This window comes from Nostoc sp. S13, assembly GCF_029379315.1.
In the GTDB taxonomy this organism is placed as follows: Bacteria; Cyanobacteriota; Cyanobacteriia; order Cyanobacteriales; family Nostocaceae; genus Nostoc.
Window position 1 is genome coordinate 1 of record NZ_JAQYWQ010000063.1, and the last position, 13,223, is coordinate 13,223.

The window sequence follows — 13,223 nt, forward strand, 5'->3', positions numbered from 1 at the left end:
TCAAACCCTCATTTCCTCGTACAGCCAGATGGCGATCGCTCCTCCCGTGCAAATCCTTGTAACTCTCTTCTGGTAAGCTTTCATGATTCGCGGATGAGTCTAAAGGGAGAGGCTAGCGCCAAGGGAAAAGACTCGCTAACTCAATTCGCTTTTTCTTTTCCTACAACTAAAGTTTGTAGTTGAATATTAATACTACGTGTTTTGTTTTATTTCATAATTCATATTAGGGATTTATATCCCGAATGAATAAATTATTCGATTGCATTCACAATTGCGAATTGCGAATTGCGTTAGCGGAGCGGGGCGAAGCCCATTGCGAATTGCGAATTGCGAATTGCGAATTGTTTAACCCCCTCGTACCCAAAATCAAGGATTCTTGTATGTATTTTTTAGCACAACAAGCGATTGGTGGTGATTTAGCCAGACAAGCATCTCAAACTTCTGCATCAATATCAGCAGGATTTGATGATTTGTGGAATAAAACTTTAGCTGGGGAACTGTACAACAGTATATGTACAGTCGGGGCATTATTTGCAGTTGCGACATTAACTTTTTTCATGATTGAGTGGACAAAGCAAATGATCAATGGTGATGAGCAACGAGCTTTCACTGATTTTATTTGGCCGTTGATTGTGGTGGTGTTGTTGTCAAATCATGGCAAAGTGCTAGGAAACTCGACGTTAGGGATTAGGAACTACATCAACAATGTAAATAATATGGTGTTGGTACAAACGGCTGATGGGCTAGATTTAAGAGTCGCATTTCAGAAAGCAGCAGGGGTATCAGTAGCTCGTAGTGCTATCGGATTAGCAATTGAAAGATGTCGGAGTTCTTCATTACAACCGAATGAAGCAATTGCTTGTCTACAACAGGCCAAAAAAGATTTAAGCCAGAAATATCCAGATGCTTTCGATCAAAATAGTGGCCCTTTTAAATGGCTTATGGATGGGATAGATAAAGTGGTTGACGCTCCGATTGATGCAATTAAAAATAACAGAAATCCACTTCAGATATTATTTTCTTCCATTAGTGGTTTTATTGGTTCCGGCGTAACTTCAACAATTTCATTGGTGATGTTGTCGATGAATGGCTCATATCAATGGGCAATTGAATTAACAATGTTAGTTACAGCATTCTTAGGGCCGCTTGCTGTTGGAGGTTCTTTGTTACCTTACGGAGCGAAATCAATTTACACTTGGCTGATTGGTTATTTCAGTATTGGCATAGGTAAACTCTCTTTTAACATGATCGTTGGTTTTGCTGGACAACTAATTTCTGATTCTCAAGCAGAGCAACCCATGTTCTTCCTGTTTACAATTGGCATTTGCGCTCCCTTCTTGGCTACGGGATTAGCCGCAGGTGGTGGTTTAGCACTGTTGCAACAAATTAATAAAGCCTCAGAAACTTATGGTGTGATTGCCGCAGAAGCTGGCATTGCAATAATCACTAGAGGTGTTAGTTTGGCGAAATTTATGAAATAAGAGATATGGTAAACACAAAAAACCGAAAATCAGAGCCATTACAACTGCTGCAATTTAATAAATCAGTCCCAACAAGAATTGGAATAATTTCATTAGTAGGATTTTCTTGTGCAGTACTTTCATTACTCTTGCAATTTCTCAACTATGGAGCAATCAGAGGATTAAGTAAAAAGCAATTAGCTTTAGTACAGTTAGATGATGGCAAAACTATTACTGCTAAATCAGTAGACGAAAATCAACGTTCGCCGGAAGTAATTAAGAAATTTGTTGGCGATACGTTCACTAGAATGTTTAGCTGGGATGGATTAGTGAAAATTTACAACGACAAGGGAGAACCAATCACCAAGCAAGACAAAGGAATAGATATTGACGCAGCAAGTGGAAAAAAGAAAGTTACAACTAAGGCTTATGAAGCTGCTTTTGCAATTAGTGAAAATCAGAACTTTCGAGCAGCCTTTTTACAAAAGCTGGCAGAACTCACTCCCAGCAGAATATTTGAAGGAAATATGCAAGCGTCTTTAATTCCTCGCTATATTGGAGAGCCGCGATTAATTAAAGATGGGGTATGGCAAGTAGATATCGTCGCAACTATTGTGACTTTTACAACTTCTGATAATACTGGACAAGGAATTACCTTCAATAAGACTGTGACTGTCGAAGCAGTGAATACGCCACAAGAAATTACTCATCTAACTGAACTTTCTCGGAAAATCTATGAAGCTCGGAGCGCTGGTTTAGAAATTACACAAATTAATGATTTAAAACCTTAATAATTATGTCACTAAAAAATGAACACCAGAATTTGACTATAGATCAAATCTTGAGATTTTCAGAGGATACAAATGATGGGCAAAGGAGAGAAAAGCCGAATCGGGAAGACTCCGAAGAATTTCCATTGATTACCAGGCACACTGTCAGTACTTCTCCTTGGTCAAGATTGGGGATAATCGCTATTCCTTTTGGCTTAGGGTTTTTAGTGATATTTTATTTTCTCAATAGCATTTTCAATCCTAGTAAAAGTCCAGAAGCGATAACTGCTAAAGCTGATAAAACATCCCCTGCTTTGGAGAAAGTTGATCAAACAGATGGTGATGTTTATGCCAAATTAGCCTTGAATAAACAAGAAGATGAATTGAATAAAATTAATCAGAGTAAGGAGGAAGTCAAAGTTAATAATAAACCTGTAAGTGTTACAGCTTCACCACCACCATCAACAGCTAGACCTGTTGCACAAACACAAAGTCCTAGCCCTAGACGAGATTACGTTCCGAGTAGAACTCAACTCCAGATTTCATCACCACCTCGTAATCAAATATTGCCAAGAATTAGTAATCCTGTTAGGACTGTTACGCCGAAAACAGAAACGCCAGTAGACGTGAACGCTGAATTTAATCGACTTCGCAGCTTAGGATCTTACGGAAAAATCGCTTATACACCTACTTCAAATAACCAGCAGATATCAAGAGAAACACCAAATACAACACGAATTCAAGTACAGCCACCCAATAGTGCTTATACAATACAGCAAACACGCCCTAACTTCTCTAACAGTACATCCACAGAAATTGAGAAAATTCGTCCTCGTTGGTTAGCCGATTCTAAATCTGATAAACAAATAGCAGATGGTAATTACTTGTCTCAAGAAGACCAAATTCTGCAACAGCGTAAAACTCGCTATTTAGTTGTTGGGGAATTCGCAAATGGTGTTTTAGTGACTTCAGTCGTCAAGCAGCAAAGCGAAAATCGCTTCCAACAACAGCAAAATCCAGATGATAGTAAACGCTATGTTGCTAGATTAACGGCTGATTTGCATGACAACTATGGAAATGTGGCAATTCATAAAGGCACTTTATTGGCCGTTGAACCCCTACAGGTTGATGGTGGCTCTTATGTAACTGTGCAAGTCACGAGCATTATCAAAGATAACACCGAGTACCTAATCAGTAGCGGTGCAATTTCTGTATTAGGAGAAGGCGGGAAACCATTGTTAGCTAACCCTGTCCAAGATCAGAAAAGGGGAATTGCAGGTGATGACTTGACTGTGGGATTAGTCAGTGGTTTGGGTCAAGTAGGAGCAATCCTGAATCAATCTGATTCGGGTACCAGTGTAGTTAATTCTGCTACTGGGACATTTAGCTCTAGCACGACTTCAAACAGCCAGCGCAATATTGGCGGGGCATTCTTACAAGGTGCTTTTGGCAAGCTTAGTGACATCATTGCTCGTCGTGCAGAAACTTCTAACCAAGAAATCACCGCTCGGACCAATGTTTGGTATATCCCACAAGGGACGAAGATTACCTTTTTGGTGAATCGTTCTCTGGAGTTGCCGTGAAGAAGTTAAAACTCGTGACAGCGTTCCACCTTGGGGTTGTCGCTTTTTTGGCAGTGTGTCTAGTTCCAGTCAAAACCTATGCTCAAAACACAGTCCGCACTATAAAGCAATCTCAGGTTACTGGTAGTACTGCCAAGCTGCAAAAAATTAACATTTGGAATGGTTCGGGTGTATCAATTTCATTTTATGAAGTCAAGGAGATAGTGAAGCGGGTCTGGATTGACGATCCCTCCCAAGTTCTGATTGACACTGATGGTTGTTTAGAGGGAATCGACCAGAACTGTCAAAACAGTAGTGCTGGACTACTTCACTTACGCCGGATCAAAAAGCTTCCGGTTCCAGGACTGCCGCAAACAAGTGCAACTTTGCTTACAGTGGTTACTCAAACCCAAGACGGTTCAAAGCACATTTACCACTTTCAAGTTACGCCATCTAATTCTCGTCCTGAATACAGTGAAGTGTCAATTATTGACGATCAGCTATCTTCATCTTCTCTAGTAACTCGACCGCGATTATCGCCCTTAGTACAAACTATCAACACTACCAAACAAATCAGAGCGGGGATGAGCCTAGCAATTACTAGTGGTTGGCTCTCTTCTAATGATGAACTTCACAATCGGATTGAGCAATTCTTGACTAATTTCCAAGGTGGTGAGCAAATGCCTACTGCTGCAACAAAAGCAGGTGTCTCACTTAAATTAATTAACAAATTAATAGAGCTTGGGCAAAAAAATAGGATGTAGATATGGAGAAAATATGAAATCATCAAAGCGTTTGCCTAAAATTACTTTTGATATGGTTCGCTATTTAATATTGTTTGGATTATTAGGAGGATTGTTTTTTCACAGTTTTTGGAAGTATGGAATTCTCAACCAAGTTACCCTGTTAATTCTGCCTAAAGCATCAGCACAAGTTCCATTTGTCAGTAGCAACAATGGCTTGATTCCAGACTGGTCAAAAATGAAGTTTCAAGACATGATTGTATCTGAATCTGGTCATGTGACTTACCCATCCGTGAGAGGTAATCAGACTAGAACTTGGCAAGCTGGACAAAGTATTGGCGACTTTATGGAGCTTGGGGATTTTGAAGATGCCAATCTGAATATTGAAAAGCTTAACCTCCGGGCGATATCTCAGGCATTAGCTATTAATTTAGATGGTTTAAAGCTTGACGATTTTGGAGTCATCAAAACTCAAACCCTTAGCGATTTAGTCAAAGCTATACCTGATTTAGCTAATCAATCAGCCAGGAGTGTAGCACCAATAGCTGACTTTTTTCGCCAAATGGGTATCAGCACTAATCAAACAATTGGTAATGTTGCTAATTATTACAACTTCGACAATATCCCTCTCGGCAATGAAATTGATTTATCTAAATACAAGCTGACATCGATTCCGGGAATTGAAAACTCATCATTTGATGAATTTGCTAATTGGCAAGATACTCTCATTTCAGACATCCCCGGATTGAAGGATTTATCTTGGAATAATTTTCCTAGTGTACCAGAGCCGGATCTTTCTTTTATTGGTCAAGTAGATTTGCCATTGGGAGATATAGAATCCAACCGGATTCGCAGCATAAGTGGCAGTTATCAAGAGGGTTTTAATGTCCCTTGCAAGTCCCATAATTGCGCCCACTTTGAAGCTTCAGGTCTTGGTCAGACCACTGGAGCGCAATGGATTTCGGGTCAAGTCCAGAAAGTTAAAGGGGGCTATGGAATTTTAGCTGTTGCTAATGGTGGTCTTGAGCCAACAGGTCGTCATCCCTTTGGTAAATCATTTAAACAAGTTGTTTGGGATATAGATGAATCAAGCGGTTCCGTTAACACTGCTATGTTTTTCCGTTTCTGCAAAAATATTCCTTTTGTTGGTCGCACTTGTACTCCCTATTTTATTGGTCCAGTGCCATTCATTACTTACCATGAAAAAGACCCAATTATTTTTGGTAGTCCTTCTGCTCTTCCTAATTAACTATTCTTAAGCTTTTACGTGATGAGCAATAATCTGACTACTTCTATAAACAATCAACCATTTCGATTTGAGCAGCTTCAAAATCCACATAGCAACATTGGCAAGTACACTCATCATTTATTTAAACCAAGTGGATTAGCAATTATAAGTATATTGGCTGCTTACATTTTGATGAGAATATGTTTCGGAGATGGCAGTAGTAAAAATAAGATTGCTACTAGCTATTGGGGAGGAAGAAAGGAGAGTAATACAGCGAAGAAAAAAGCATTGCAACAGATACAATCTCCCCGATGTGATAGTGTTGCTTTGTATATTGGTAGACATCAATTCAAAGGTGCAAAAAAACAAGTTGGTACCCCAGTAGTACCGATTTATGTTCCAGAAGTACAAAGGGGAACTGCTACCATTGGCGCACCCGGAAGTGGGAAAACTTTCAGTGCTATTAACCCCATGTTGTTTTCCGCAATTGACCAAGGTTTCCCTATTTTACTCTATGACTTTAAGTACCCATCTCAGGCGAAAATCGCTGCTTATGCTAAAGCTCTTGGCTACGATGTTCATATTTTTGCCCCTGGTTTTCCCGAATCAGAAGTTTGTAACCCATTGGACTTTTTAAGAGATTCTTCTGACGCTGAAAACGCTCGTCAAATTGCCACGGTCATCAATAAAAACTTCCGCATTCTGAATAATTCTAATGAAGATGGATTTTTTGGTCCCTCTGGGGATCAGTTAACCCAAGCTGTCTTGATGTTAACCAAAGAGTTTGGAGATAGAGCAGATGTCATGACCAGTGCTGCCATCTTGTCTAGTGAGCAGATGATTGCCCGGTTAATGTCTGCTAATCTCAACCCTTGGGTAAAGATTGCCTTTGGTCAGTTGTTCAGCTCCGCCGCAAGTGAGAAAACTGTTGCCGGGATTGTTGCCACAGCTAGTATCATGTTTACCCGCTTCATGGCCAAAAACACACTCGGTTGCTTTATTGGTAAAACGACTTTACCACTGTCAATCAAGGGTAAACAAATGATTATCTTTGGTTTAGATAGAGAGCGCCGCGATGCTGTTACACCCTTGATGACTAGCGTTCTCCACATGACCATCGCCCGAAATATTGCAAAAAAAAGGCAAGACCCTTTGATAGTTGCATTAGATGAACTGCCTTCTCTTTATTTACCTGATTTATTCAGATGGCTTAATGAATCCCGAAGTGAGGGTTTCTGCGGCATCCTCGGCTGGCAGAACATGGGGCAGTTGGAAAAGAATTATGGACGCGAAGTTGCTAAGACTATCCTTGGTGCTTGCAGTACAAAATTTATTTTCAACCCTGGGGAGAACGAGTCGGCCCAATTATTCTCCAGCTTCCTGGGGGATGAAGAAATTAGGTACAAGCATAAAAGCCGTTCTACTGGTGGTGGAAAGAGCAATAATACCATTAGCGATCAAGAGAAAACTAAAAAGCTCTTTGAGTCCGCCCAGTTTTTGAAACTTCCAGCCGGGAAGTGTGTTTTTATCAATCCTGCATACTCCAATAGAAAAGAGGGGTCTGTTCCTCAGTTAAAAAGCATCAACATTCCTCAATTTCTCCGCGATATCGATAGATATAACGAAAAAAAATGGAAGCCAGTTGTCAGTAGATTAGCTCGCAGAAGTACCCAAAGATATCCGACTCAGCACGACTTAGACTTGAGAGTGGATGATGTCAATAAGCGTTTCCCTTTACCTGTCAAACAAGACAATAATCCTAATAATAAAGTTTTAAGTGTTGGAGAAATCAAATCAATTCTAGACAAAGATACTCAGTTCCCAATTCCAAGGATAGCAAACAATGAGAATGATGATTAAGGAATATGCTCTCTCTGATTTTGAGATAATTAACCAATTAATGCAGACATTGACCATTAACTCCGGTAATCTTGTTAACATTCATGCTCCCACTTGGATAATTAATAGTTATCAGGTTTTAACTAAGCAAAGACCAAAATTAAAAAAGGTCGGAATTTATGTTCATATTACTTTGAAAAGTTTCCCGATTACTTTATCATTAGACGTTTCTGAACAAATTCTCAATGAATATATTCAAGGCATCGGCTGGGATGATTTACAATATGTCACTTTCCTGAAATTTCATCAAGACTCTTTAGAATTCCATCTTATTTTTAATCGGGTGATGGCATCGGGAGAAGTGATTGACTTAAATTGTCTCGGTGCTAAATCGCAGCAGTATGATATTTTACAGAAATCTTTAATAAATATTATTAAAACAGAAGCCAGGAGTCAGGATCGATGCTCTGAACTTTGACTTATTTTTTACTAAACAAACTTAAGAACTGAGGTGAAGTATGTTTGATGAACAGCATTTACAATTGGTTTCTAATTATGCTAAAAGCAGCGATTATTTTGCCAGAAATATTATTGCACCTTTAATAAAATATGTTTGCGCCCAAACCGTAGAACAATGGAATAACAGAGCAATAATTGAACTTGGAAAAGATACTTATGCTCTTAAACTTGATGGGGACGGAGGTTATTCTTGGGCAAAAGTAGATCCCAAAACCAATAACTTTGTACCTGTAGATCCAGAAGAAGCACAGAAAGTCGAAAAAATTGTAGAAGAATCCTTAGCAAATACAAACGCTCATCAACAGTCGCCAGCTTCTACAGAATCATTATCAACAAATACATCTCCAACCAACTCCCGGACAAACAATTCTTTAACTTCTGATGATTCTCGCTCCGAAATAGAGTTTTAACATGGATGAATTCGTTAATTCACGCCCAAATTATATCGAGCCTAAACACTGGCATGAACTGGTAGTTGATAGCGCCATTCATCCGATTATTGCCTCTGCCAATTTTAAGTCTTTATATTATGATTCCATAGAGCAATCCCATGAATCTTGGGAATACTTGATGTATAGTGACCAGATTGAACGTAAAAATGCTGGTCGCTTAGGTGATAAAACTCTACAAACTTACGCATATCTTGATTCTACTGATGGTTGGTGGTGTGATGCTGGAGTTGACCCCCGCACTTTCTGTGATTTACAACCTGGGGATAAACCAAAAGAGAAACTTTGGGGCTGTTACAAGCCTGATTCTCCTAGACCAGATCCTCAAAAACCTGGGAAATTTATCAAATATGAACATCCCTACAAAGCTGAACTTAGTATCTTCTTACTAGAAGTACCAAAAGAAATTGCTGAACTGATTTACTTCAAAGCTGGCGTTGATCCAAGCGCCAGCGATCGCCAATCAGGTTTCTGGTTTTCTGTGTGGAAACACAATATACCTGTAACCCTTGCTGAAGGGGCTAAGAAAGCAGCTAGTATTTTGACTCAAGGCGATGCTGCCATCGGCTTGCCAGGGGTTAATGCTGCATATCGCTCTAAAGATGACCAAGATAATCCAATTGAGAGCAAATTACGCTCAGAAATTGCGATGTTTGCGACTCCAGACAGAGAAATGAGAATCTGCTTTGACCATGATTCCAAAAGTAAAACTCAAGTCAACGTCGGCAAAGCTTTGATTAAAACTAGTCAACTTTTGGTCAATCATCGGGCTTTTGTCAAAATAATCACTTTACCCGGGCCAGAAAAAGGTGTTGACGATTTGATTGCCGCACAAGGGGCAGGCGTTTATGAAAAGCTCAAAGCCTTGGCGGTTTCTTTTGAAGATTGGCAGCAAAATAACCCTTTGCCTGACCTGCGACAATTTATTTTTCTCAAAAATGGACAAGAGTTAAAGCTTAAGAGTGGGGAGAGTGTGGTCGGGGTGGGGAGTGTGGGGAGAAGTGAGATTCTCCTCACACCTGTTACAACTCCTACACCTGCTACAACTTCCACACCTCCCACACTTACTACACTTACTACACTTACTACACTTACTACACTTACTACACTCCCCACACCTCCCCTACCTCCCCTACCTCCTCTATCTCCCCTGCCTCCCCTACTTCCTTTATCCCGTACTCGCCCTCTGTATGCTGCTATTATCAAATCCATACGAATACAACAGGCATTATTAACCCAACAAATAGAGGAAAAAATTGCGCCTCTTCCACAAACTAATTCCCAAACAAATAATCAAGTAATTATTCCCGAAGCCCCTCAATCTCAAGTTAGTTCGCCTTCAGAACAGAGCAGCACTCATAACTCACAAAACACGGAATCAATATCAGTCGATGAATTAGACGAATTAGATGAATTAGACCTATTGAAACGCCGTCGTCGCCAATCCGAAATTATTTCTGATACAACAGAAAGCGAAAACACTTTTGTAGAAACACCTTCTGTTACTAACAAAGATTTCTTGGAATCTAACAGCATACCTACTCGTAACAGTTGGGTCAATCTCAAACAGGTAACAGTTTATAAACAAACAATTCCTCGAAGGTTTTTAGAAGCCAAACAAAATCAAGACATTGCCTTTGCTGCTAAAGAGCTTGTGAAGAGTTATGGTGTTGAACAAGATGATGGCTCTACAGTTTATCGTGCCGATGCTTTTCTAATTAAAAAGAATAAATCTACTTATAGTATTCATCGTCGTCAAGCGACAAACTTAGATAATCCAATTATGGAGTTTGAAGCCTCACAATATCATATTAATATTACTCAAAAACCTTTAGATAACTTTTTACCTATAGAACGCCAGGAGTTTTTAACCGTTGCAGATACCTTAAAGCAAGCCAAAAAGCTACCTGAACTTGATGAAGACCTCAGGAAAATTGCTAACACCCTAAGCTCTCTTTCTCCTGATGGCACTCATAAAATCCTTGAAAGTTTTAAATCTTTAGAAGTCTTCAAAATACTTACAAGTACCTTAAAAACCTTTAATTCTCACGATTTAGAATTAGGTAATTATCGGATTACTTATACTTCTAATAATGAAAATAGTGGTGATGTCAAGCTTTTAAAAACTGAATATAACGGCACTACAAGAGTTGCTGTTCACTTAGAATTGAGCCGAACTGATGGACAAATGAAGCATCAAGTTCACTCTCTGGCTATTAACTCATTAGAAATTGACAAACTCAGGCTTCTGGCAACTAAACTCCAAATCCCAACAATTAATTCTGCTGCTAATGCTCATGCTACTCGTGATATCCCTTTGCCACGTAAAATCTTCAGGTCGTTGTTTGACAACATGACTGATTGGTTTTGACCCAAATTAGTCATCACATTCCAAGTTGTAAATGAAGCAAGCATCGCACCGGCTGCTGTCACTCCTCCTACCAGAGCGCAGATAGACCAAAAATGCATCCGAGAATTTCCTGTAGATAATCGCATCTCTTTTGGTGGCGAGGATGCAGATGATGCAGATGATGTCGATGATTGTTGTATCAGAAGAGGCATTTGTTCAGTTAAGACATCACGCACAGCATTACTGACTACAGTGTTGTTCACCGATTGGGCTGTTTTAGAAGTATTCGCCACTTTCTCTTCGACTGTTAGTACCCAAGCTTCAATCATTGCCTCCATTCGTGCTTGCAATGAAATCATTGTCTCTTCATATCTGCCAAGTGTTGCCATGACTTGAAACATCGGGTCATCTTCTGCTAACCCCAGTTGCTGCGCTGTTTCAACAATCCTCTGTTGTTCGGCTTCAGAATACCCCTGCAATATTTCTGATGTTCTCACCTGCTGATACTCCTAAATAAATACTTGCGATTTGATTATCTTTTACAGTTTCAAAGAAATTTTTTAGCCAGTGATAAATATATGAGCGATACAACACATATAGGGATTGCTCATGAAAACATTGTGAGTAAGGTTTGGCTAAATCCTCCATTGCTTGATAATGATCTCTGTGCAAGGCTGTTAATATAATTTCTGTGCCCCCAATCAATGGCAATTTTTGCTGGATTAATTGCTTATACTCTTTAAACCTCGTATCAAAATGTTGATTTTTGACTATGACATAATTAGCATTGTCCGTTGCAAAATCTAATAGCTGCAAGAAATATTCCATGCAATCACTTCTATGGTAAATTGGCTGTAAGAATGTTAGTTTCCAGTTGAGTTCAGCCAAAACAGTAAAAAAATCAGCCTCATATATGTAGTTACAGATTTCTTGAATATATTGTCCCGGCATATCTACAAAAAGCACATCTAATGAGTCATTGAGTAAATCGTCTAATACCAAATCTGGATTGTCTGTGAAAAAGTTTAAGCTTTCGATTGGCACTATTCCTGCATAAGCTTTGAACTTGTTACGGTTGTCATGGTTATAAATCTTAACAGCTTGATGTTGGCCAAGGAATAGTTCAATCAATAACTTGATAACTGTAGACTTTCCCACACGCGAGTCACCTACAGTCATAATTACACGTCTACAAACGGGGGACATTTTCTAATCCTAAAATGCTTTTTGCCAACCAAACTTGTTCCTGGAATTTGCTAATCCAAGTACTTACCCTACCTTTGACTGATGGCTTTTCTTTTTGCTCTATTCCTTGATTAAATGTCAAGCTATTTTTATCTAAATAATCATAAGCGTGTTCTATTAAATCTGGCATCGTTATTTCCAGAAAGGGAATCTCACTTTCTTTTAATAAATCCTTAATTGTTGTTACGTCTGAAGACTCTTTATATCTGACAAAGTTTGATGGCGACCCGAAGAACAAATTTTTTACTACGACATAATCTACTTGGTCTTGACAAAAATCATATAAAGTTATTAACTGCTTTACCGAATCCATTACTCGACTAATTACAACTACAATTGTTACTCGCATATCATATAATTCATCAACTGTAGACAAAAATTTCATTTGTTGTACAACATCTTTTAAGATTCTCATGGACTGTGGTGGTAATTCCAATAAGAATAAAGACTTTCCTCTTATAACTGCCCCTTCTGTGTCTAGACTATCCTCTATTAACTCTTTCAAATCATCTAGAAAAAGGTCTACATTCCCTTCTGTAAAAAAATCTAATTCTCTCACTAAACATTTATCCCCATAAAATCTGCTTAAATGAGAATTAGATATGTCCGCATCAAAAGCCAAAAATTCTTTTTTCATATCCAAATATGTTTGCGCTAATCCTCTAGCGAAAGTGCTTTTTCCTACTCCTCCTTTGTCTCCTGTCACTATCACTAATCTCCGACTCCAGTGTTTTTTATTGGTGACTGCGGTTTTTGTTTGTGGCAGGACTGTATTTCCTGCTTCTGTTTTTTCACCTGCGGTTACTGCTTCTGGCATCTGCTGTATATCTTCTGTACTTTCTGCTTCTGTTGTTTCATCTGTTACTAAGAGTAATTCTTCTACTCCATTAAGGATCTCTGCCTCATCGTTTAAAATATCTGTCATCTGATTTTCTCCTCTATTTCATGTTTAATCAGTTTCGGGGTTTAGCAAGAAAGGCATCTATGCTGAGGGCAGGAGGCAGAAGGAATACTGCCCTCTACCTTCTGCTGCGACCAAACGGGTCTTGGGTTTAAGC

General features: G+C 39.1%; 13 protein-coding genes. 10 read left to right on the forward strand and 3 right to left on the reverse strand.

From position 1 onward, the window contains the following. The 10 genes from PUQ00_RS19120 to PUQ00_RS19165 form a co-directional block, all read left to right on the forward strand. On the forward strand, positions 1-183 hold a 183-nt coding region (locus tag PUQ00_RS19120), incomplete at its 5' end, for a hypothetical protein (RefSeq protein WP_300419489.1). A gap of 197 nt (positions 184-380) precedes the next feature. Then, a complete protein-coding gene (locus PUQ00_RS19125; RefSeq protein WP_300419492.1) occupies positions 381-1,481 on the forward strand; it encodes a hypothetical protein in 1,101 nt (366 codons plus the stop codon). A gap of 5 nt (positions 1,482-1,486) precedes the next feature. Then, the gene (locus tag PUQ00_RS19130; RefSeq protein ID WP_300419494.1) at positions 1,487-2,251 is read left to right on the forward strand and encodes a hypothetical protein; all 765 of its coding nucleotides are present in this window, start codon (positions 1,487-1,489) and stop codon (positions 2,249-2,251) included. A gap of 5 nt (positions 2,252-2,256) precedes the next feature. Then, on the forward strand, positions 2,257-3,813 hold the full coding sequence (locus PUQ00_RS19135) for a TrbI/VirB10 family protein (RefSeq protein ID WP_300419496.1): 1,557 nt from the start codon (positions 2,257-2,259) through the stop codon (positions 3,811-3,813). Continuing rightward, positions 3,810-4,556 (forward strand): hypothetical protein, encoded by a 747-nt coding sequence (locus PUQ00_RS19140; RefSeq protein ID WP_300419499.1) that lies wholly within the window; start codon positions 3,810-3,812, stop codon positions 4,554-4,556. The genes PUQ00_RS19135 and PUQ00_RS19140 overlap by 4 nt, the downstream gene beginning before the upstream one ends. 13 nt (positions 4,557-4,569) lie before the next feature. Then, the gene (locus PUQ00_RS19145; RefSeq protein WP_300419501.1) at positions 4,570-5,784 is read left to right on the forward strand and encodes a hypothetical protein; all 1,215 of its coding nucleotides are present in this window, start codon (positions 4,570-4,572) and stop codon (positions 5,782-5,784) included. Between the two features lie 21 nt (positions 5,785-5,805). After that, entirely contained in the window at positions 5,806-7,623 is a 1,818-nt protein-coding gene (locus tag PUQ00_RS19150) for a type IV secretion system DNA-binding domain-containing protein (protein ID WP_300419503.1), read from the forward strand. Next, positions 7,613-8,080, forward strand: a complete 468-nt coding sequence (locus PUQ00_RS19155; protein ID WP_300419505.1) for a hypothetical protein — start codon at positions 7,613-7,615, stop codon at positions 8,078-8,080. The genes PUQ00_RS19150 and PUQ00_RS19155 overlap by 11 nt, the downstream gene beginning before the upstream one ends. A 40-nt stretch (positions 8,081-8,120) precedes the next feature. After that, on the forward strand, positions 8,121-8,531 hold the full coding sequence (locus PUQ00_RS19160; RefSeq protein ID WP_300419507.1) for a hypothetical protein: 411 nt from the start codon (positions 8,121-8,123) through the stop codon (positions 8,529-8,531). A gap of 1 nt (position 8,532) precedes the next feature. After that, positions 8,533-10,941 carry a DUF3854 domain-containing protein gene (locus tag PUQ00_RS19165; protein WP_300419510.1) on the forward strand — a complete coding sequence of 803 codons (2,409 nt, stop codon included), beginning with the start codon at positions 8,533-8,535 and terminating at the stop codon, positions 10,939-10,941. Here the strand turns inward: PUQ00_RS19165 and PUQ00_RS19170 are convergent. From PUQ00_RS19170 to PUQ00_RS19180, 3 genes are read right to left on the reverse strand one after another with little or no spacing between them, the layout of a single operon-like run. Further along, complete coding sequence (locus tag PUQ00_RS19170) at positions 10,866-11,417, reverse strand: DUF6753 family protein (protein ID WP_300419513.1); 552 nt, start codon at positions 11,415-11,417, stop codon at positions 10,866-10,868. The two genes, PUQ00_RS19165 and PUQ00_RS19170, sit on opposite strands and share 76 nt — an antisense overlap. After that, the gene (locus PUQ00_RS19175; RefSeq protein WP_300419516.1) at positions 11,383-12,099 is read right to left on the reverse strand and encodes a hypothetical protein; all 717 of its coding nucleotides are present in this window, start codon (positions 12,097-12,099) and stop codon (positions 11,383-11,385) included. The genes PUQ00_RS19170 and PUQ00_RS19175 overlap by 35 nt, the downstream gene beginning before the upstream one ends. A 10-nt stretch (positions 12,100-12,109) precedes the next feature. Continuing rightward, the gene (locus PUQ00_RS19180; RefSeq protein WP_300419518.1) at positions 12,110-13,090 is read right to left on the reverse strand and encodes a hypothetical protein; all 981 of its coding nucleotides are present in this window, start codon (positions 13,088-13,090) and stop codon (positions 12,110-12,112) included. Between the last annotated feature and the right edge of the window lie 133 nt (positions 13,091-13,223).

Bases quoted from the DNA above. Each gene is read 5' to 3' on its own strand.
- PUQ00_RS19125 (WP_300419492.1), top strand. From the start codon at position 381: ATGTATTTTTTAGCACAACAAGCGATTGGTGGTGATTTAGCCAGACAA.
- PUQ00_RS19130 (WP_300419494.1), top strand. From the start codon at position 1,487: ATGGTAAACACAAAAAACCGAAAATCAGAGCCATTACAACTGCTGCAA.
- PUQ00_RS19135 (WP_300419496.1), top strand. From the start codon at position 2,257: ATGTCACTAAAAAATGAACACCAGAATTTGACTATAGATCAAATCTTG.
- PUQ00_RS19145 (WP_300419501.1), top strand. From the start codon at position 4,570: ATGAAATCATCAAAGCGTTTGCCTAAAATTACTTTTGATATGGTTCGC.
- PUQ00_RS19150 (WP_300419503.1), top strand. From the start codon at position 5,806: ATGAGCAATAATCTGACTACTTCTATAAACAATCAACCATTTCGATTT.
- PUQ00_RS19155 (WP_300419505.1), top strand. From the start codon at position 7,613: ATGATGATTAAGGAATATGCTCTCTCTGATTTTGAGATAATTAACCAA.
- PUQ00_RS19160 (WP_300419507.1), top strand. From the start codon at position 8,121: ATGTTTGATGAACAGCATTTACAATTGGTTTCTAATTATGCTAAAAGC.
- PUQ00_RS19165 (WP_300419510.1), top strand. From the start codon at position 8,533: ATGGATGAATTCGTTAATTCACGCCCAAATTATATCGAGCCTAAACAC.
- PUQ00_RS19175 (WP_300419516.1), bottom strand. From the start codon at position 12,099: ATGACTGTAGGTGACTCGCGTGTGGGAAAGTCTACAGTTATCAAGTTA.
- PUQ00_RS19180 (WP_300419518.1), bottom strand. From the start codon at position 13,090: ATGACAGATATTTTAAACGATGAGGCAGAGATCCTTAATGGAGTAGAA.